Annotated in this window: 21 protein-coding genes; 5 read left to right on the top strand and 16 right to left on the bottom strand. The window is 70.5% G+C overall.

Annotated features, from left to right (window positions below):
• Nucleotides 1–8: 8 nt before the first annotated feature.
• Together AB1046_RS09290 and AB1046_RS09285 are read right to left on the bottom strand one after the other, a co-directional pair.
• Nucleotides 9–938, bottom strand: coding sequence for a cold-shock protein (locus AB1046_RS09290; protein ID WP_369374580.1), 930 nt, complete (start codon nucleotides 936–938; stop codon nucleotides 9–11).
• A gap of 80 nt (nucleotides 939–1,018) precedes the next feature.
• Nucleotides 1,019–1,945, bottom strand: coding sequence for an alpha/beta hydrolase (locus AB1046_RS09285; protein ID WP_369374578.1), 927 nt, complete (start codon nucleotides 1,943–1,945; stop codon nucleotides 1,019–1,021).
• 104 nt (nucleotides 1,946–2,049) lie between these two features.
• Between AB1046_RS09285 and AB1046_RS09280 the strand changes: the two genes are divergently transcribed.
• Together AB1046_RS09280 and AB1046_RS09275 are read left to right on the top strand one after the other, a co-directional pair.
• The gene (locus AB1046_RS09280) at nucleotides 2,050–2,883 is read left to right on the top strand and encodes a helix-turn-helix domain-containing protein (RefSeq protein WP_369374576.1); all 834 of its coding nucleotides are present in this window, start codon (nucleotides 2,050–2,052) and stop codon (nucleotides 2,881–2,883) included.
• Nucleotides 2,855–3,058: a PIN domain-containing protein gene (locus tag AB1046_RS09275; RefSeq protein ID WP_369374574.1), complete on the top strand. Its 204-nt coding sequence runs from the start codon at nucleotides 2,855–2,857 to the stop codon at nucleotides 3,056–3,058. The genes AB1046_RS09280 and AB1046_RS09275 overlap by 29 nt, the downstream gene beginning before the upstream one ends.
• 31 nt (nucleotides 3,059–3,089) lie before the next feature.
• On the opposite strand, the gene AB1046_RS09270 is transcribed toward AB1046_RS09275, so the two are convergent.
• The 5 genes from AB1046_RS09270 to AB1046_RS09250 form a co-directional block, all read right to left on the bottom strand.
• Nucleotides 3,090–3,539, bottom strand: coding sequence for a hypothetical protein (locus tag AB1046_RS09270; RefSeq protein ID WP_369374572.1), 450 nt, complete (start codon nucleotides 3,537–3,539; stop codon nucleotides 3,090–3,092).
• Between the two features lie 122 nt (nucleotides 3,540–3,661).
• Nucleotides 3,662–4,348: an alpha/beta fold hydrolase gene (locus tag AB1046_RS09265; protein WP_369374570.1), complete on the bottom strand. Its 687-nt coding sequence runs from the start codon at nucleotides 4,346–4,348 to the stop codon at nucleotides 3,662–3,664.
• A gap of 126 nt (nucleotides 4,349–4,474) precedes the next feature.
• Nucleotides 4,475–5,908 carry an aldehyde dehydrogenase family protein gene (locus AB1046_RS09260; protein WP_369374568.1) on the bottom strand — a complete coding sequence of 478 codons (1,434 nt, stop codon included), beginning with the start codon at nucleotides 5,906–5,908 and terminating at the stop codon, nucleotides 4,475–4,477.
• A 7-nt stretch (nucleotides 5,909–5,915) separates the two neighbouring features.
• Complete coding sequence (locus AB1046_RS09255) at nucleotides 5,916–6,320, bottom strand: nuclear transport factor 2 family protein (RefSeq protein WP_369374566.1); 405 nt, start codon at nucleotides 6,318–6,320, stop codon at nucleotides 5,916–5,918.
• A 58-nt stretch (nucleotides 6,321–6,378) separates the two neighbouring features.
• Nucleotides 6,379–6,786, bottom strand: a complete 408-nt coding sequence (locus AB1046_RS09250) for a nuclear transport factor 2 family protein (RefSeq protein WP_369374564.1) — start codon at nucleotides 6,784–6,786, stop codon at nucleotides 6,379–6,381.
• Nucleotides 6,787–6,938: 152 nt separating this feature from the next.
• Between AB1046_RS09250 and AB1046_RS09245 the strand changes: the two genes are divergently transcribed.
• Together AB1046_RS09245 and AB1046_RS09240 are read left to right on the top strand one after the other, a co-directional pair.
• Nucleotides 6,939–7,850, top strand: coding sequence for a helix-turn-helix domain-containing protein (locus AB1046_RS09245; protein WP_369374562.1), 912 nt, complete (start codon nucleotides 6,939–6,941; stop codon nucleotides 7,848–7,850).
• 95 nt (nucleotides 7,851–7,945) lie between these two features.
• Complete coding sequence (locus tag AB1046_RS09240) at nucleotides 7,946–8,863, top strand: M15 family metallopeptidase (RefSeq protein ID WP_369374560.1); 918 nt, start codon at nucleotides 7,946–7,948, stop codon at nucleotides 8,861–8,863.
• 6 nt (nucleotides 8,864–8,869) lie between these two features.
• On the opposite strand, the gene AB1046_RS09235 is transcribed toward AB1046_RS09240, so the two are convergent.
• The 7 genes from AB1046_RS09235 to AB1046_RS09205 form a co-directional block, all read right to left on the bottom strand.
• On the bottom strand, nucleotides 8,870–9,256 hold the full coding sequence (locus tag AB1046_RS09235) for a hypothetical protein (protein ID WP_369374558.1): 387 nt from the start codon (nucleotides 9,254–9,256) through the stop codon (nucleotides 8,870–8,872).
• Nucleotides 9,257–9,349: 93 nt separating this feature from the next.
• Complete coding sequence (locus AB1046_RS09230) at nucleotides 9,350–9,967, bottom strand: TMEM175 family protein (RefSeq protein ID WP_369374556.1); 618 nt, start codon at nucleotides 9,965–9,967, stop codon at nucleotides 9,350–9,352.
• Nucleotides 9,964–10,269 (bottom strand): UBP-type zinc finger domain-containing protein, encoded by a 306-nt coding sequence (locus AB1046_RS09225; RefSeq protein ID WP_369374554.1) that lies wholly within the window; start codon nucleotides 10,267–10,269, stop codon nucleotides 9,964–9,966. Before AB1046_RS09225 ends, AB1046_RS09230 begins: the two co-directional genes overlap by 4 nt.
• 94 nt (nucleotides 10,270–10,363) lie before the next feature.
• On the bottom strand, nucleotides 10,364–12,355 hold the full coding sequence (locus AB1046_RS09220; RefSeq protein ID WP_369374552.1) for a glycogen debranching N-terminal domain-containing protein: 1,992 nt from the start codon (nucleotides 12,353–12,355) through the stop codon (nucleotides 10,364–10,366).
• Nucleotides 12,352–13,206: a carbohydrate ABC transporter permease gene (locus AB1046_RS09215; RefSeq protein WP_369374550.1), complete on the bottom strand. Its 855-nt coding sequence runs from the start codon at nucleotides 13,204–13,206 to the stop codon at nucleotides 12,352–12,354. The genes AB1046_RS09220 and AB1046_RS09215 overlap by 4 nt, the downstream gene beginning before the upstream one ends.
• Nucleotides 13,203–14,225 (bottom strand): carbohydrate ABC transporter permease, encoded by a 1,023-nt coding sequence (locus tag AB1046_RS09210; protein ID WP_369374548.1) that lies wholly within the window; start codon nucleotides 14,223–14,225, stop codon nucleotides 13,203–13,205. Before AB1046_RS09210 ends, AB1046_RS09215 begins: the two co-directional genes overlap by 4 nt.
• Before the next feature lie 6 nt (nucleotides 14,226–14,231).
• Nucleotides 14,232–15,491, bottom strand: a complete 1,260-nt coding sequence (locus AB1046_RS09205) for an extracellular solute-binding protein (protein ID WP_369374546.1) — start codon at nucleotides 15,489–15,491, stop codon at nucleotides 14,232–14,234.
• Nucleotides 15,492–15,681: 190 nt separating this feature from the next.
• Between AB1046_RS09205 and AB1046_RS09200 the strand changes: the two genes are divergently transcribed.
• Nucleotides 15,682–16,713, top strand: a complete 1,032-nt coding sequence (locus AB1046_RS09200) for a LacI family DNA-binding transcriptional regulator (protein ID WP_369374544.1) — start codon at nucleotides 15,682–15,684, stop codon at nucleotides 16,711–16,713.
• An 11-nt stretch (nucleotides 16,714–16,724) separates the two neighbouring features.
• Here AB1046_RS09200 and AB1046_RS09195 read toward each other — a convergent pair whose 3' ends face one another.
• Both AB1046_RS09195 and AB1046_RS09190 read right to left on the bottom strand, forming a co-directional pair.
• Nucleotides 16,725–17,306: a hypothetical protein gene (locus AB1046_RS09195; RefSeq protein WP_369374542.1), complete on the bottom strand. Its 582-nt coding sequence runs from the start codon at nucleotides 17,304–17,306 to the stop codon at nucleotides 16,725–16,727.
• A 196-nt stretch (nucleotides 17,307–17,502) separates the two neighbouring features.
• The gene (locus AB1046_RS09190) at nucleotides 17,503–19,233 is read right to left on the bottom strand and encodes an L-aspartate oxidase (protein ID WP_369374540.1); all 1,731 of its coding nucleotides are present in this window, start codon (nucleotides 19,231–19,233) and stop codon (nucleotides 17,503–17,505) included.
• Between the last annotated feature and the right edge of the window lie 117 nt (nucleotides 19,234–19,350).

Below are 19,350 nucleotides of genomic sequence, written 5' to 3'. Positions count from 1 at the left end.
TCGCAGGCTCACACCAGTTCGACGCTGTCGGCCTGCGGTCCCCGGTCACTCTGACGCACCTTGAAGCGGACCCGGTCGCCCTCCTCCAGGGCCTCGACGCCATGCACGACCGACACGTGCACGAACAGGTCCACGCCCCCGGCGTCGGGGGTGATGAAGCCGAAACCGCGGTCCGCGTCGTAGCGCGCGACGGTGCCCTCACCTCCGCGCACAGGCCCGCCCGATGCAGCGGGCCGGCTCGACCGACCGCGGTCCGTGGTCGCGCGCGCACTCCCGGAGCCGCGCACGAGCTGCACGTTGCGGGCATTGGGCCCCTTGTCGCCGTCGACGACGTCAAACGTCACGCGTGCACCCTCGGAGAGCTCGGTCAAACCCCGCCCGAGCGCATTGACGTGGACGAAGACGTCCTCGCCGCCCGAGTCGCGGGCGACGAACCCGAAGCCCTTGGTGTCGTCGTACCAGGAGACCGTGCCGTCCGCACCGTCGGATGCCGACTGTGCGGCCTCCGCCCCGAGCGGTAGCAGGTGGTCCGCCTGCGGCCCCTTCTCCCCGTCCACGACGAGGAACGCCACCCGCTGCCCCTCCGAGATCACGCTGCCCCCGACGATGGCCGAGCTGTGCACAAAGATCTCGGCGCGACCGTCGTCGGGCGTGACGAAGCCGTATCCCTTGGCCGGCTCGTACCAGGTGACGGTGCCGAGCACGCCCACGGGCGCGTCGGCGGCCCGGTCGCCCGTGACCCGGACGCGGCGTGCCTGCGGGCCACGCTCGCCCTCGCCCACCTCGAACTCGACGGCCTGCCCCTCGCGGAGAAGCTTCGGTCCGTCGTCGCCGACGATCTCGGACGCGTGCACGAACAGGTCCTCGGCCTCGTTCCCGAGGTCGATGAAGCCGAAACCTCGGTCGGCGTCGAACCATCGGACAGTTCCCTGGGGCACCTAATACTCCTCACTCGGCAGACATTGCTGTGCTCCAGTGTCCCTGACAGAACCTCAGACGCGACCAGCGGACGCTTCGGTCACGCGGAGCGCAGTGCTAGTGCCGTGCGAAAGAGCTCGGTGATCTTCTCGACGGCGGGGGTGACGTACTCGTCCTTGTCGTAGAGGTCGACGTGGCTGGCGCCGTCGATCCACTCGATCTGCTTGGGCTGGTGCGCGTCGGCGAAGGCCTCGGTGGTCATGTGCTTGGTCACCGCTTCGGTGCCGACGACCATCAGCAGGGGGCGGGGCGCGATCAGGCTGATGAAGCGGAACGGGTCGAAGGACACGATGCGGTCGATGCTGTTCCACGTGAAGGTCTTCGCGGAGCGCGGGTGCTGCGCGCGGCCGGTGCAGTAGTACTCGAAGCCCTCGAAACCGTGCTGGCCCCCTGCCGCGCGGGCCTGCTCGGCGGTGTCGGGGAAGATCTGGAACGAGCTCATGCCTTCGCCGCGAGCTTCGGCAGTACGGGCCGTCGCGGCCGCATCGAGCATTCCCTGGATTACGGCGTGGTCCTGCGTGCCGTCGGCGCCCTCGCGGAACTGGCGGCCGATGTCGGCGGCGCTGACGGTCGCGACGGCCTTGATGCGGTGATCGGTCGCGGCCGCGGGGATCACGTAACCACCGGAGGCACAGATGCCGAGCGCGCCGATCCGGTCCGCGTCGACCTCCTCCCGGGTGGTCAGGAACGACACGGCGGCCTTGAGGTCCTCGATGCGGTGGGCTGGGTCCTCCAGCCCGCGCGGGCTGCCCTCGCTCTCGCCCTGGTAGGCGGCGTCGAAGGCGAGGGCGACGAACCCGGCGTCGGCCAGGCGCTGGGCGTAGAGTCCCGCGGCCTGCTCCTTGACGCCGCTGGCGGGATGTCCGACGACGACGGCCGGGCGCGGCCCGACTTCACCGTCTGTCGGGGTGTAGAGCTCGCCGGCGAGCTTGAGGCCGGCGCTGTCGAAGGTCACTGATGTCTTCATGACCCCAGGCTCCGTCCCTTCGTCGGGGGGCAACAGAGCCGGGTTCTTGCCGGGGAAGGATCCTGCCCTCCCACGGCGCGCGGCGCAGGCAGACAATGGACGACATGACCGCTACCGACCGCCGGACGAACGAGCTCGGCGACTTCCTCAAGGCCCGCCGTGCGGAGCTGACGCCGCACCAGGTCGGGCTGGTGGACACCGGCGGACGCCGCCGCAAGGTCGCCGGGCTGCGTCGGGAGGAGGTCGCCCAGCTGGCGGCGATCAGCGTCGACTACCTGACCCGGCTCGAGCAGGGCCGGGTGCAGGCGTCGGCCGCGGTACTCGTGACGCTCATCAGGGCGCTGCGCCTCGACGACGACCAGCAGACCTACCTGTACGAGCTGGCCGGCAAGACACCCGTCCGGTCGCGCCGGCGTCCGGCACAGCGGGTGCGTCCGGCTATGCAACGCCTGCTCGACCAGCTCACCGACACCCCGGCGATAGTCCTCGGACGCCGCATGGACGTCCTGGCTTGGAACGCTGGTGCGGCCGCGCTGTTCACCGACTTCGGCAGCATCCCGGCGGGCCACCGCAACTATGTGCGGCTGCTGTTCACGGATCCGGCGATGCGCAGCCTGCATGTCGACTGGGCGGACGCGGCTCGCTCCGCCGTCGCCTCGTTGCGGATGGAGGCGGCCCGCGATCCCGGCGACCCTGAGCTGGCCGTGCTCGTCGGTGAGCTGTCGGTCAAGGACGCCGACTTCCGAACCTGGTGGGCATCACATCACGCGGCGAGCGCCAGCAACGGCACCAAGCACTACCTCCACCCGGTAGCGGGTGCGCTCGTGCTCGACTGCGACGTCTGGGACAGTCCCGACGGCAGCGGGCAGCGCCTCATGGTGCTGACCGCCGAGCCGGGACTGCCCTCATATGAGGGCCTGCGCATCCTCGCTTCCTGAGCTGTGCCGGGGTGCCATTCCCCGCATGTGGGAGTTGCGGTCATCGCTGAGCGCCTACGACGCTGCCTATGTCGCCGCCGCAGAGTCCCACGGCCTGACGCTCGTGACCGCCGACGCCCGTATCGCTCGCTCTGGCGCGGCCCGCTGCGACGTCCACGTCATCGCCCAGCACTGAGATGAGACGGCCAATCGCCGGCGGCCTGACGTCAGGTGCTGGGCTTCTCGATCTCGTTGCCCGCTGCGTCGCGCGGCACCTTCCTGCCGTCCCGGTACAGGCCAATCAGGCCTACAAACCCGAAGAACGCAGCCGGCGCCCATAGCACCCAGGTACTCGCCATGGCCCACCAACCAAAGCTGGTGGCGAGGATGAGAAAGAACATCGCCAAGCCCACCCCGAACGGATTGCGGCGCGCCTCACTTGCCTTGTCGACCGACCCCGCGATCTGGCGAACCCTGGCATCGATCGACTTCTGCAGGGTCGCTCGCATGCTCGAATGCTCGGGCAGATTCGCGAGGATCCTCTGGTCCTGCTCGACCTCGTCGCGCACGTGGGATCGCCCTGTACGGCCCAGCCAGAGACCGATCACACCGAGTAGTGAGGTCAACGCCGTTCCGACAAGTTCCCAGGGCACTGATGACGCAGCTTCCGTCTCCACGGATAGAGAGTACGGCTGCCATCCACGCCCCAGAGGGTGACCAAGAGATTAGGAGTCTCCTGCTCCGAACGACGAGAGCCCGGCCACTGGCCGGGCTCTCGTCGTTGCTGCGGGCGGTTCGGTCAGCTGACCGCTTGGGCGGCCTGCTTGATCAGGTCGGCGACGACGGCCGGCTGCGAGACGTACACGGCGTGGCTGCCGGGGGACTCGACAGTGGTTGCACCCGCACGTTCGGCCATGAACCGCTGGGCGGGCGGCGGGATCATGTGGTCGTCGGCGGCGACCAGGTACCAGCTCGGCTTGGTCTGCCACGCGGGTGCGGTGACGGTGCCGTCGAGTGCCTCGACGCCCCACGGGAGCTGGGAGTCGGCCATGAACGCCGACTGGTTCGCGGGCAGGTCGGCGGCGAACGACGCGGCGAACTGCTCACGGTCGAGCAGCAGGAAGCCGTCGACGGGCGGCAGGATCGGCGGCACCGGTGCGCCGGGCGGCGGGTCGGCGATGAGCGTGCTCACCGACTCGCCCTTGTCCGGGGCGAACGCGGCGATGTACACCACACCCGCCACGCTGTCGTGGGTGCCGGACTCGGTGACGACGACTCCGCCGTACGAGTGCCCGACCAGGATCGTGGGGCCGTCCTGGGCGTCGAGGACCCGGTGGGTTGCCTCGACGTCACCGGCGAGCGAGAACGTGGCGTGCTGCACGACGCTGACTCGGAAGCCGTCGGCGGTCAGCAGGTCGTAGACGCCCTGCCAGCCGGAACCGTCGGCAAATCCGCCGTGCACGAGAACAACGTTGGTCACGCTCATAAGAACCTCCGGGGAGCTCGGATGCTGTTCGGGACAGTATGTTCCGGACAGTGTGGTGCGGTGGGAGTTGTGCGGTGGGAGTTGTGCGAATTTGAACTGTGTGGAGGTCAGTTGTGCGACGAGGGCCTATCGATGGATCGACTTGACCTCGAGGAACTCCTCCAGCCCAGGCCTGCCCAGCTCCCGGCCGTTACCGCTCTGCTTGTACCCGCCGAACGGGGCGGCCAGGTTGTACTCCCCGCCGTTGACGATGACCTGGCCGGTGCGCATGCGCCTGGCCACGGCCAGCGCATGGTCCGGCTCGCCGAACACAGCGCCGCCCAGGCCGAAGATGGAGTTGTTGGCGATGGCGACGGCCTCCTCCTCGTCGGCGTAGGGAATGATCGACAGCACTGGGCCGAAGATCTCCTCCTGGGCGATGACGGCGTCCGGCTTGACGTTCGCGAAGATCGTCGGACGGACGTAGGCGCCTCCCGCCACGTTCTCGGCCAAGCCCTCGACCGGGCCTGCGCCGCCGAACGCGACGGTGGCCCCGTCGGCGATCCCGCGCTCGATGTAGCCGGCTACCCGGCGCTGCTGCTTGGTCGAGCACATCGGGCCGATCCGGGTGGCCGGGTCGGCCGGGTCGCCCACCGTGAAGGAGCGGGCGGCGGCGACGGCGAGCTCGACGATCTCGTCGTGACGGCTGGCCGGCACCAGCATCCGCGTCCACGCGGCGCAGGTCTGGCCGCCGTTCACCCAGGCGTACTCCATGCCGATAGCGACGGCCTTCTGCAGGTCGGCGTCTTCGAGGATGATGTTGGCGGACTTGCCGCCCAGCTCCAGCGCCACCCGCTTGACGGTGCCGGTAGCCGCGATCGACACCTGCTTGCCGGCGCCGGTGGATCCGGTGAACGACACCATGTCGATGTCCGCATGGTTGGAGATCGCATCGCCGATCACGCTCCCGGCGCCGTGCACGATGTTGAAGACGCCCGCCGGGATTCCCGCGGCTGCGGTGATCTGGGCGAACAGGTCACCGGTGAGCCCCGTGAGGACGCTCGGCTTGAACACCATCGTGTTGCCCGCAAGCAGGGCCGGCGCTACCTTCGCGACCGTCTGGTAGAGCGGGGCGTTCCACGGCGTGATCGCGCCGACGACACCGACCGGCTCGCGCACGACCAGAGCGTTCCCCAGCTCCTCCTCCCAGGCGAACTCGCCGGCCAGCGCCGCGAAGTTCCGCACTATCTGCGCGGGAACCTCGGCCTGCGCGGCCTTGGCGTACTCGACCGGCGCGCCCATCTCCGAGGACACGGTGGCACCGATGTCATCGATGCGGGCAAGGAGACCGTCGGCGATCCTGCCGAGGGCGGCGGCCCGCTCGCTGACCGGCACCGCCGACCACTGCGGCAGCGCTCGCCGCGCGGCGGCGACAGCCCGATCGACGTCGGCCGCGGTGCCGGCCGGCAGGTCGCCGATCACGGCGGAGGTGGCCGGGTTCACGACGTCGATGCGCTCGGTCGCGTCGCCGGCGACCTCGGCGCCGTCGATCCAGTGGTGGACCGCTCGTTTTGTGCTCATGGTTGCGTTACACGACCTTGGGCAGGTCGGTCAGGGTGCCGGCGTCGTGATAGAAGAGCTGGTTCTGGACGATCTTGCCGTCCTTGAACGTGTACAGCTCGATGAGGTGGGTCAGCTTTCCGGTCGCGCGGTCCGGGATGCCCACGATCGCCGCGACACGGTCGCCGTCAGCGATCGTGTAGTGCACCACGATCTCGTCGACGGCGAGGTAGTTCGACAGGACCGGGGCGAGGTCCCGGAACTCGCCGAGGCCGTGGTAGACCTTCCCGAAGGGCAGGAAGGTCGGCTCGTCGAGGATGAAGTCCTCGGCGAGGTTGGCGAAGGCTCCCTCGAGGTCGCCCCTGTTCGCCGCTGCGTACAGGTCTTCGACGATCGCGCGGTGCTGCTCGGTCAGTGACTTTTCTTCGGACATGGTTCTTCTCTTCTCTGGAACGATGAGTTGGGCCGTGGTGCGTGCGCTGCGGGGCGCGCTACGCGATCTTGGGCTGGTCGGCCAGAGTGCCCGCGTCGTTGTAGAACACGCGGTTCTCGACGATCTTGCCGTCCTTGACGGTGAAGTGTTCGAGGAAGTGGAGCAGCTCTCCGGTCGCGACGTCCTTGATGCCCACGACCGCCGCGACGCGCTCGCCGTCGGCGAGGGTGTAGTGCACCGTGATCTCGCTGCTGTCGAGGTAGTTCGGCAGGTGCCCGGCGAGCTCGAGGAACCCGTCCTTGCCGCTCCAGGTCCCTCCGAAGGGCATGAACGACGGCTCGATGCACGCGAACTCGTCGTCGGACAGGAAGGAGAAGACGCCATCGACGTCGCCCCTGTTCGCGGCCTCGAACATGCCCAGTACGACTGCGCGGCTCTGCTCGGACAATGATGTTTCTGCAGACATGACGGTTCTCCTTGGAGGCGAAGGCGGTCTCGATCCCGCCTTCGCTCAGCCAACATCCGTTCATCACCCCCGGGCAGCCCCTGCGAAAAGGGGTACTCACAGTGACCCCTTCCCGGATGGGCGGCGCTCCCGACCGGCCTATCCTCGGTTTCATGGATGAGAAGGAGGCCGCACGGGCAGCGGTGCGCGAGTTCCTCACTACTCGCCGCGCCCGGGTGACACCCGCCGATGTCGGCCTGCCGGCCCACGGCGCCCGCCGTCGGGTGAAGGGTCTGCGCCGGGAAGAGGTCGCGCTGCTCGCCGGGGTCAGCCCGGAGTACTACGTGCGGCTCGAACGCGGCCACGCGACCGGGCCCTCCGCCGGGGTCGTCGAGGCCGTTGCCGACGCACTGCGCCTGGAGGACGACGAGCGCGCTCACCTCGACCGGCTGCTCGCAGCCCTGACGCCCGCGGCCCGCAGACGCAGCCGTGGTGCGGCAAAGGACCAGGTCACCCCCGGGATGCGGGTGCTGCTGGACTCCCTGGACCACCTGCCGGCGATCGTCTTCAACGGCCGGTTCGACATCCTCGCGGTCAATGCGCTGGGGCGCGCGCTCCTCGCGCCGGTGTTCGACATGCCCGGACGGCCGAACAGCGCCCGGTTCATGTTCCTCGACGAGCCCAGGGCCAAGGACCTGTACCCCGAGTGGGACCTGATCACCGGGGACGTCGTGGCGATGCTGCGGACCGAGATCGGCCGCAATCCCGACGATCACGAGCTGACCGAGCTGATCGAGCAGCTCACCGCCCGCAGCACCGAGTTCCGGACGCGCTGGGCGACCAACGACGTGCGAACCCAACGCGCGGGCTCGAAGAGCTTTCGGCACCCGCTCATCGGCGAGGTCAGGCTGCCCTACGAGACCTTCCGCGTCGAGGCCCACTCCGGCCAGCTGCTCACCGTCTACACGCCCAATCCCGGCAGCCCTGAGGCCGACGCGATCCGCCTCCTGGCGAGCTGGTGCGCCGACACCCAGCGCAGCGAAAGCTCGACGGCAGCAGCGCGCGGCGGGACCGTCGAGGACTGACGCCGGGGCCGTGCTGCCGGGCGAGGGCTGACAGCACCCACCCGTTATCCGCTCCCCGTCCTGCGGAACGGCGATTTGCGGCATACATTTCGTCGGTGCTGACCGAGACACACATCTGGCCGGAACCTCCGCCCCGGCACGCCCGGTTGTCGGAGCGAAAAGTTCTGCGCCGGCGGCGGACGATCGACGTCCTGGCCATGGTCGCGGTGGTAGCAGTGGCGACCGGCGCCGCGTACCTGCTCGGGCCCTTCCAGCCGGGCGCCGAGGTAGCGGCGTCGTCGGCGGTGGTCGGCGGCGGCGAGGCAGCTGCCGGAGGCTCCGGGGCCCAGGGCAGCGGGGCGGGCGCGGGCGGTTCGGCTCCAGGGGATTCCGGGGCACGCACCGATCCGCAGGACCCGGCGGGCACCGACGAGCTAGCGGGGAACGTCCCGGGTACGGGTGCCAGCGCGCCCGGCTCGCCCGGCGCGTTCACGGGCGACGCCGGCTCGGACGCCGCGACGGGCGAGATGGGCGTCGCACCGACGGCCACCGCCGACGACGGCACGAGCACCCCCGCCCCGGACGCCACGGCCGGCACCTGCCCCGAGGCCGACCAGGTGTGGTCGGCCGAGAACGGCCACCTGGACTCCTCCGAGCTGGCAGCGATCCCGTTCGCGCCTGAGCACTCGGTCCGCGCGGACGTCGTCGACGGGCTGGTCGCGCTGAACGACGCGTACGCGGCCCAGTTCGGCGCGAACATGATCATCAACTCCGCCTACCGCAGCTACGAGGAGCAGGAGGCGCTGTACGACCCGTCGTCCGACACTGCCGCCCCGCCCGGCTGCTCCAACCACGGCACGGGGCTGGCGATCGACATCGGCGGTGGTGTGGAGTCGTTCGGGTCGGCCGAGTACGACTGGCTCAAGGCCAACGCCGAGGGCCACGGCTGGGTGCACCCGCCCTTCGCGGAGCCGGACGGGCGCAACCCGGAGCCCTGGCACTGGCAGTCGGTCCAGGCGCCCAACAGCTACTGACAGCGGCTACTGACGCGTCGGCTCCCACGCGAACCCGTCCGGGTCCGTGAACTGGCCGAGGTCGCTGTGCACCGCGAGGCGGTGGGAACCCGTGCCCTCCGGCGGGACGCCGGCGTCCTTGGCGAGCGCGCGGTGCTTGTACAGGCCGAACCCGATCGGGCTGGAGCCCATGTCGAAGTCGACGTAGGAGCCGAAGCTCTTGCCCACCTTCAGGCCGCGCTCCACGTAGAACTTCTTGGTCGCCGACACGTCGTCGGCGCCGACCAGGAGCACGATGCTGTCCACCTTCCGGGAGACCGGTTCCGAGTCCTTCTTGGCGGATGTCGCGAGCTTCCAGATGGCGCCGTCCGGTGCCTGGACCACACCGCCGTGGCCCCACATGGACTTGACCACCGGCTTGAGGACGGTGGCGCCCGCGGCGACCGCGGCGTCGAACCTGGCCGACCTGATCTACCTGGCCGACCTGATCTACCTGGCCGACCTGATCTACCTGGCCGATCGGGCCGAGAGGCGGGTGAGGCCGATACGCAGGGGACTGCTGAGCGTCATGAGCAGCAGCCAGTAGTACGAGGGCACCAGCAGCGCGAGCAGCAGGGTGAGCGTAAAGAGCAGCGCCATGGCCAGCGGCGTCGCCCCGTTCGTCGTGTCGACGGGCAGCCCGGCGGCCGTGCGGGTACGCCGTTCGACGACGGCGATCGCGAACAGCAGCCAGGCGCTGACCGCGAGCGTACCGACGTAGGACGCGACGAGCGGCCGGTCGGTCTCCAGGCCGCCCGTGAGCGCCGTGACGACCGGCATCAGCGTGATCGTGAACAGCCACGCGAACTGCACGGTCGTACGCGCCCGGCTCGTGGGAGTGTCCGGCAGCAGGATGGCGTGGTGCAGGCGCCAGAACATCGAGATGATCATGAAGCTGATCGTGAAGGCCAGCAGCTGCCAGCCGTGCTCGTCGACGTACTCGACGACGGTCTGCTCCTCGGTGGTCGCCTCGGACACACTCTCCATGAGCGGCAGGATGAGCAGCGTCAGCGCGATGGCGATCGCGGCGTCGAGGAACGCGATGAGGCGCTCGCTCGACCGCTCCGGCGGTGGGGCGATGGTCATCCGTGGAGCTCCGCGGTCCGCAGCGTGACCTCGTCCTCGTAGCACCAGCCCCAGGTCTCGCCCGGCTCGACCGATCGCATCACCGGGTGGCCGGTGGCCAGATAGTGCGCCGTCGCGTGCTTGGACGGGGAGCTGTCGCAGCAGCCGACCTCCCCGCACACGAGACAGCTGCGCAGGTGCACCCAGCTCCCGCCGACGGCGACGCACTCGGCGCAGGCCTCGCGGTTCTCGGGTTCGAGCACGGCGACCTGGTCCAGGTGCGTGCAGCCGCTGCTCGTCGTCTCGCTGGTGGTGTCGCTCATCGTCCCGGTCCTCACGTCGTGCCGGCGTCTTCGCCCGGCAATCTTTCCTGCCAGCCTTCCCGCCAGGCAACCTGGACCTCGCGGCGTGGAAAGTCTAGGACTCAGGGAACGCCGGGTGCTCGCTCCGGGCAGCTGCCAGGCAGGTGATCGCCGCTGCCGCCGACCAGGCCTGCGGCCGGCAGGCCGCCGGGTAGGGCGCGGGGACGCCGGCGCCGGTGGCGGGATCGCCCGAGTGCAGCTCGGGGACGCGGTAGGCGAAGCCCTCGGCGGCCGCGAGCAGCCCCTCGACGGTGCGTCCGGCCTGCTCCGTCAGCCCCGCCCGGTGCATACCGTGCACCGCGATGGCGGTGTCGTGCGTCCAGACGCTGCCCCCGTGGTACGACAGCGGCCAGTAGCCCGCCGCGCCTGTCGACATGGTGCGGATGCCGAACCCGCTCGACATCGTCGGGCCGAGCAGCAGCTCGGCGACGTGCTGCTCCTCCGTCGCGTCGAGGATGCCCGTGCCGAGCAGGTGCCCGATATTGCTCGTGAGCGTGTCGACCGGGCGCTTGTGCCGGTCCAGCGCAACGGCCGGGTACCGCCCCTCCGGCGTCTCGACCCAGTACGCCTCGGCAAACCGCGCCCGCAGGTCCGCGGCCCAGGCCCGCAGGGCGGCTGGGTGCAGGGGGTCGCTTTTGGTGTCCGACGCCGCTGTGCCCGACGCCGGGTCGAACGCGTCGAGCAGGTCAGCGCCTGCGAGCGCTGCCTCGTAGGCGTATCCCTGGACCTCGCAGAGCGCGATCGGCCCCTCGGCGAGCGTGCCGTCGCGCCACTGGATGGAGTCGCCGGAGTCCTTCCAGCCCTGGTTCGCCAGTCCCCGCCCGGTGCGGTCCACGTAGTCGAGGAAACCGTCGCCGTCGCTGTCGCCGTGCACCAGCAGCCACGTCAGGGCGCCCCGGAGGGCGGGCAGCAGGGCGGCGACCTCGTCGTCGGGCATCCCGGCGCGCCAGGCTTCCGCGAGGAGGCAGACCCACAGCGGCGTGGAGTCGACGCTGCCGTAGTACAGCGGCGGCAGGACGACGCCCTCCCGCGGGATCTCGAGCGGCGTCGCGCGCAGCTCGTGGAGGATCTTGCCGGGTTCCTGCGCGGTGGCGACGTCGTCGGCGGTGCCCTGCAACCGTGCCAGGACACGCAGGGTGGAGGCCGCGATGCGGCTGTCGAGCGGGAGCGCGAGTCGGGCCGCCCACAGGGCGTCGCGGCCGAACAGCGTGAAGAACCAGGGCGCGCCGGCGGCGAAGAACTCGTCCTGGTGACCGGGGAGGGTGAGCCGTAGGGCGTCGAGGTCGTCGAGTGCAGTGTCGAGCCAGCGGGCGAGGCGGGGGTCGGCGCCGTCAGGGACACGCGCTGTGTCGACGTCCGCGGGCCAGGTGCCGCGTGCGCCGCGGACGACGAGGGCGTCGTCGTGCAGGGCGAGGGACCAGGCGGCCGTCGTCTCGCCACGGGCCGGGACGTCGAGCGGCCAGATCGCCTCTATCTCGCCGTAGGCGCTCGCGGTCACCGTGGCGCCCGCGGCCGTCAGGGTGAACGAGCTGCTGCCGGAACGCGCGGTCGCGGAGCCCGGCGTAACGCTGACGGTGAGACCGGGGTCAAGGCGACCGGAGTCCGTGAGGCCCGCCCGGACCACCTGCAGGGGCACGAAGTCGGGGCGCAGCCGCAGGCGCAGCGTCACCCGGATGGCCTCGGGCAGGTGCGAGCGCACGGTACAGGTCTCGGCCAGCGAGCCGTCGGCGACGCGGCGGTCGCGGATCAGGCGGACCTTGGGGTCGGGCTCGACGTCGTCTGCCCCGCGCAGGAGGCCGCCGAACACGACGTGCGAGGCGCCCTCCGGGGCGACGGAGATGTACTCCACCGCCGACTCGGCGCACTCCAGGGTCAGCTCGCGCACGTGCCGGACGTCGCCGTGATAGACGCCGTCGATCGGCGCGCCGCCGAGGTCGCCGTCGCGGCCGGACCACACCTGGGTCGGGGCGCGCAGGGCGATGACGGAGTCGCTGAGCAGCGGCTGCACCGGCTGCGGCGGCGTAGTGCGCTTGGGGGAGGGGGTCACTCTTTGACGGCTCCTTCGCTGGTGTTCATGATGCGTCGCTGGAACACGAAGAACACGAGCGCCACGGGGACGGTCATGAGCGCCGCGGCGGCGAGCTTGATCGGGTACTGGCTGCCCTGGCTGAGCTGTCCGCTCGCCAGCGACGCGACGCCCTTGGTGAGCGTCGTCAGGTCGGGGGACTGCGCGGAGACGATGAAGTGGCTCAGCTCGTTCCACGACCCCTGGAACGACAGGATCACGATGGTGACGAGCGCCGGCCGCGCCATGGGCAGCACCACGGACCAGAAGATCCGGAACGGTCCGGCCCCGTCGATGCGCGCCTGCTCCTCCACCGACGCGGGGATCGACTCGAAGAAGTTCTTCATGATGAACACGCCCGCCGCGTCGACGAGGAGCGGCAGCACCATGCCCGCATAGGAGTCGTAGATGCCGAGCTGGTTGATCACGAGGAACTTGGGGATCAGCAGCACGACGGTCGGCACGGCCATGACCGCCACCAGCGCCGCGTAGACGACGCCGCGCCCGCGGAACCGCAGCCGGGCCAGCGCGTAGCCAGCCAGCGAGTCGAAGAAGACGCGCCCGGCGGTCACGAGCACCGTCACGATCGCGGAGTTGGCGAACCACACAGGAAAGTCCGACCGGAGGAACAGTCGCCCGTAGGCGGCCCAGGTCAGGGGGTCGGGGGCCAGCGAGACGGGGTCGGCGGCGGCGTCGGCCTCGGTCTTGACCGACGTCGCGAGCTGGACCAGGAACGGGTACACGTAGACGAGTGCCAGGAGGATCAGCAGCCCGTAGAGGGCGACCTGCCAGGCGAGCGCCTTGCGCGGCAGCCGGCGGGTGGTCCGGTTCATCGCCGCTCCCGAAGGATCCAGCGCTGCAGGATCGTGAGCAGCACGATGATGACGAACAGGATGAACGCGATCGCCGCGCCCTGGCCCCAGTCCTGGGACAGGAACGCCGACTGGTAGCTGAGGTAGGCGGGCGTCAGCGTCGTCTTGCCGGGCCCGCCCTGGGTGCCCGTGTAGATCTGGTCGAACACCTGCCAGCAGCCGATGAGGCCGAGGGTCAGCACCGTGAACAGCGTGGGCCGCAGCTGGGGGAGCGTGATGCGCCAGAACCGCTGCCAGGCGTTGGCGCCGTCCATCATGGCGGCCTCGTCGATGTCGGGGCCGAGGTTCTGCAGGCCCGCGATGAACAGCAGCATGAACGTGCCGCTGGTCGTGAAGATCGCCATGATCACGAACGCCGACATGGCCACCGAGGGTCCGGCCAGCCAGTCCCACCACGTCACCCCGAGAAAGCCGTGCCCCGTCAGGGCCTCGGGGCCCGACCGGACGCCCAGCGCGCCCAGCAGGTTGTGCAGCACACCGCTCGGCTCGTTGAACCAGTTGGGCCCGGCGACGCCGACGCGCGCGAGGATCGTGTTGACCACGCCCGACGTCGAGAACAGGAACAGCCACAGCACCGTGATCGCCACCGAGCTGGTGACCGACGGGAAGTAGAACGCCGTGCGGAAAACACCGCGGCCGCGCAGCACCGCACGGTTGACGAGCACCGCGAGGAACAGCGCCAGGGCGGTCTGCAGCGGCACGACCAGGAGCACGTACCAGGCGTTGTTGCGCAGCGCGATGCCGAAGTCGCGCTCGGCCAGGGAGCCGCTGGTGGTGACGGCGGCGTAGTTGTCCAGCCCCACGAATCCGACGTCGGACGACAGCGGGCTGCCCCGCCCGGACCAGTCCGAGAAGCTGACCCACAGGGCCATCAGGACGGGGACCAGCAGGAACACGCCCAGGATCAGCAGCACCGGGAGCGTGAAGAGCCAGCCGGTGACGGCCTCGCCGCGCCGGATGCCGGCTGGTCGCGATGACACGGCGGGCTACTCGGCGATCGCTTCGAGGTTGGCCTGCGCCGAGTCGAGGATCGCCTGGGAGTCACCGGTCCGGAGCGACTCCAGCTGGGCGTTGAGGTCGGTGATGACGTCGGTGGTGCCGGCCCAGGTCGGTGGGAACTGCGCGTACTCGGCGCCGTCCAGGAACGCGGTGAGGTCGGGGTTCGCGCTCGTCCAGTCGCTCGCGGCCGACTGGATCGACGGCATCGGGCCGAACGCATCCGAGAACGCGAGCTGCTGCTCGGTGCTCGTCAGGTGCTCCACCAGGCTCAGGGCCGCCTGCTGGTTGGGGCTGTCCGCGGCCATGCCCCAGCAGTTCGTGAACTGCAGGGTGCCCGGCCCGGCGGGGCCTGCGGGCAGCTCGGCGACCGTGTACTCGACGTCGGGGAAGTCGGCGCTGAGGCCGCCCGTGATCCAGTTGCCCTCGATGACCATCGCTGCCAGCTCCCGGCCGAACGCCTCGCCGCCCCAGCCCGCGCCGAGGTCGGCGGCGTACGCGAACGTGCCGTCCTCCAGGTGGGTCCGCACGTAGTCGAGGCCCTCGACGCTGCCCGCGCTGTTGGCGACCGCAGCGCCGTCGACCACGAGCCCGCCGCCGGCCTGCGCCATGAACGTGCCCACGCGCTGGTACTCCGCGCCGAAGGCGAGGCCTACCTGATCGTCGGTGGTGAGGGTCTCGGCCACCGCGGTCAGCTCGTCCCAGGTGGTGGGGATGTCAGCGTCGGTGAGCCCGGCGTCCGCCCAGAGCTCGGTGTTGATGACGAGCCCGAGCGTCGAGAAGTCCTTGGGTGCGCAGTAGAACGTGTCGTCGACCGTGAAGTTCTCCACCAGCGAGGGGTAGAAGTCGTCCCGGTTGGTCAGCTCGTCGCCGTAGGCCTGGAGCGACCCGTTCCCGGCGTAGCCGGCGATCGCCTCGGGCGCGAGGTAGAAGAGGTCCGGCGGCGTGCCGGCCGCGAACCCCTGGGAGAGCTGCTGGGGCAGGTCGCTGGCGACCTGGACCTCGGCGTCCACGCCCGAGTCCTCGGACCAGGCGGCCACGGCGTCCGTCACCGCGTCGGTCTCGGCGTCGCCCGAGGATCCGATGAGGATCGTCAGCGGGTCGTCGGAGCTGGTGAGCTCGACGGCGCCGGCCGACGAGCCCTCGTCGGCAGGCTCGTCGAAGCCGGAACCGCCGCAGGCGGTGAGGGCGAGCGCGCCGGCGACGAGGAAGGCCCCCGTGCCGAGCAACCGCGAGGTGGGGGGTGTCATGTGTCTCTTCTCCTTTGATGAGGCAGCACGCCGTGGTGACCGGTCTGGGTCCGGGTTAGGCTGAGCGAGTTTGAACGATCAAATTTTGCCCTTGGTCAGGAGGCTATGGAGAGCCGGGTGCCATGTCAAGGTAGGGGGCGGCCCTAGGATGACGCTTTCCGCATTCGACCACAGCAGGCAGGAGGGGGCCATGGCGAAGTTGCCTACGGTGCAGGACGTCGCCCGGATCGCCGGCGTCTCCCGCCAGACCGTCTCGAACGTGCTCAACTCCCCGGCCATCGTGCGCGGTCCCACCCGGGAGCGCGTCGAGCGGGCGATCGCCGAGCTCGGGTACCGGCCGCACGCCGCCGCGCGTCAGCTGCGCACCCGGCGCAGCTCCACCATCGGGGTGCGCCTGGACCCGTACGCGGGCGGCGTCTCCGGGGTGGTGCTCGACCGCTTCGTCCACGCCCTCACCGAGCGCGCCAGCGAGCGGGGCATGCGGATACTGCTGTACACGGCGCGGACACCGGCCGACGAGATCGAGCGGATGGGCGACCTCGTGGACGGCGGCGAGATCGACGCCGTCGTCCTGACCGGAACGTCCCACGAGGACACCCGCACCGCCTGGCTGCAGTCCCGCAGCATCCCCTTCGTATCGTTCGGTCGCCCCTGGCGGTCCGACGACGGAGCCGAGCCCGCCCACCCCTGGGCCGACGTCGACGGCGCCGCCGGGACCCGCGCCGCCACGCGCTACCTGCTCGACCACGCCGGGCCGCGGATCGCCTTCCTGGGCTGGCCGGCCGGATCGGGAACCGGGGACGACCGCGCCCGCGGCTGGCAGGAGGAGCTGTCCCGCGCCGGGGCCTCGGGCCCCCGCTGGTACAGCGAGGAGAGCGTCGGCCTGGCGCGGGAGGCCGCGGGTGCGATGCTCGCGGGGGGTTCGGCGGGCGGCTCCGCCGGCGACCCAGGCGTCGACGGGATCGTCTGCGTGAGCGACGCCCTGGCGATCGGCGCCCACCTGGCCGCCACCGCCGTCGGGCGGCCGGACCTCCCGGTTGTCGGGTTCGACAACACCCCGGCAGCGGAGGCCCTGGGCATCAGCAGCGTCGAGCAGCTACCGGAGCAGGTCGCCGTCGGTGTGCTGAACCTGCTGATGGGCCCGACGGGCGGCGTGGTCATCCGCCGCAGCGCGGACGAGGACGCGCACGTCCTGGTCGAACCCCGCCTGGTCCTCCGCTGACGAGGGTTTGGTTACGGCGTCTCCCACAGCAGGTCCGCGAGCATGTCGCCATCGCCCCGGGCGAACATGGTCACGCGGTAGCTGTCAGCGGGCCCGCTTGGGGTCACCAGCCACCAGCCGTCGCCGAGCGGTTCGGTAACGGCCTCGACCTCGACCGTTCCGTCCGGGTCGTCGGCGGTACCGGAGAGCTGCATGACCGTGAGCTCGGAGTAGCGGTCGGCGGGCACCCGCACGTAGATCTGCTCAGGGGAGCCGATCGAGGGCGGGTCGTCGTCGAACCCGTCCGCGCAGACGCTCTCGGCGCAGAACGAGTAGGGGTACAGGACCAGCGCATCGTCGTCGTACCGCACCTCGAACGGGGACAGCGAGTCCTGGTCGCTGCCGTCGGACCACCTGCCGTGCGTCGTCGTTGTTGCGGGGGTAGCTGTGGGGATGGTTCTGGGTGTGTCTGCGGGCGGTGTCGTAGGTGCCGTTGCGGGCGTCATGACGAGCGGGAAGGCGGCATCCGGTGGCGAACCTGCCGCGCCCGCGGCGCATCCGGTGAGCAGTACGGCCAGCAGTACAGCGGGGACGGCGAGACGTGGCCAGGTCATGAGGGCTCCTCGGGGATGGCGACGTTGGAGGTGATCGCCGCTGGATGGGTTCGCCCCTTGTATGTCGCGCGGGCACTCCCGCTTGCACCCACCGGATCTGGCCGGAGCGCCAACCCCCTCGCTGAGTGCGGGATGTTCGCCCCTGTCGAGCCGCCAGCAGGGCGAATATCCAGCACCCAGCGAGGGAGAGGGGCGGCTACTCGACCAGCTTGCCGACCGTCGAGACCTCCTGGATCAGGGCCGCGATCTCGTCCGGGATCGGGGGGATGGTCTCGCGCACCACGCCCGCGGTCGGGGACCAGACCAGGTTTACCTGGAGGGCCGGGTCGAGGTCCGGGTAGTCGCTCCGGTTGTGGCACCCGCGCGTCTCGCGGCGCTCGCGGGCGGCCTCCAGCGTTGCCCGCGCGGCGATCAGGGAGGCCTTGAGGTCGAACGCGTGCGCCAGGTCCTGGAACCCGGCGATGTCGGGGTGCACGCCGATCTCCTTGGTGCGCGCCTCGATCTCGTCCAGCTCGCGCAGGCCCGCGGTCAGGCCCGCCTCGTCCCGGACGACGCCCGCGTGCTCGGTCATCGTGTTGCGCACTGCCCGCTGCAGCGCGCGCACGTTCTCGTGCCCGTCGGCGACCAGCAGGTCGGCGACCTCTGCGCGGGCCCGGGCCTCGGCGTCGTGCGACCGGACCTGTGCCTCCAGCCCGGCGGAGTAGGCCGCGGCAGCGCGGCCGACGATGCGGCCGAACACGAGCAGCTCGATCAGCGAGTTGCCGCCCAGGCGGTTGGCGCCGTGCAGGCCGCTGGACGCCTCGCCGATGGCGTAGAGGCCGTCGACCTCGGTGCTGTGGTCCTCGGGCCGCACCCACACACCGCCCATGGAGTAGTGCGCGGTGGGGGCGATCTCGATGGGTTCGGCAGTGATGTCGAGCATCTGCAGCTCGAGCATCGTCTGGTAGACGCGCGGCAGGCGCGTCATGATCGTCTCCCGGGGCAGGTGCGAGACGTCGAGCCAGACGCCGCCGTTCTCGGTGCCGCGCCCCTCCTTGATCTCGGTGTACGCGGCGAGCGCCACCCGGTCGCGGGTGGACAGCTCCATCCGCTCGGGGTCGTAGTTCTGCATGAACCGTTCGCCCAGCGCGTTGCGCAGGATGCCGCCCTCGCCGCGGGCCGCCTCGGAGATGAGTGTCCCGGCGGCGTTCTCCGGTTCGAGGATCCCGGACGGGTGGAACTGGACCAGCTCGGGGTCGCGCAGCCGGGCGCCGGCCTCGACCGCGAGCCGGAACGAGTCGCCGGTGTTCTCGTCGCGGCGGGACGAGGTGCGGCGCCAGATGCGGTTGTGCCCGCCGGCGGCCAGGATCACGGCGTCGGCGTGGATCAGGTACGGCGTGCCGTCGGTGAGGTCGAACCCGTAGGCGCCGAACACGGCGCCGTCCTGCACCAGGATCCGGGTGACGTACACCGAGTCGAGGACGGGGATGTCGAGCTGTACCGCCCGGTTGACCAGGGCCCGCTGGATCTCCAGGCCGGTGTAGTCGCCCGCGAACGCGGTGCGGCGGTACTTGTGCGCGCCGAAGAACCGCTGGGAGATGCGCCCGTCGGTCTCGCGCGCGAAGGCCATGCCGTACCGCTCGAGGTCGGCGATGCCCCGGGCGGCGCCCTGGGCGACGATCTCGGCCGTGTGCGGGTTGGCCAGGAAGTAGCTCTCCTTGATGGTGTCCGCGGCGTGCTGCTGCCAGCTGTCCTCCGCGTCCATGGTGCCCAGCGCGGCGTTGATCCCGCCCGCCGCGAGGGAGGTGTGGGTGTCCATGCGTGGCCGCTTGCCCAGGGCCAGCACATCGACTCCCTGTTCGGCGAGCTCGATCGCGGCGCGTAGGCCGGACCCGCCCGTCCCGATGACCAGCACTGTCGTGGAGATTCGACGTTCGGTGGTGTTCATACTTCATCCGACAACACGTCAGCGGGAAACGTGACAGTCGGGCGCTGTGATCATCTGCATTGTGAATTGAGTCATCGCGCGGTGTCATGACATCCCGTCATGACACCGCGTGACTAC

This window comes from Promicromonospora sp. Populi, from assembly GCF_041081105.1.
GTDB lineage: Bacteria > Actinomycetota > Actinomycetes > Actinomycetales > Cellulomonadaceae > Promicromonospora.
Note: the sequence above shows the minus strand (reverse complement) of the source record. Positions and strands in the feature narration are given on the sequence as shown.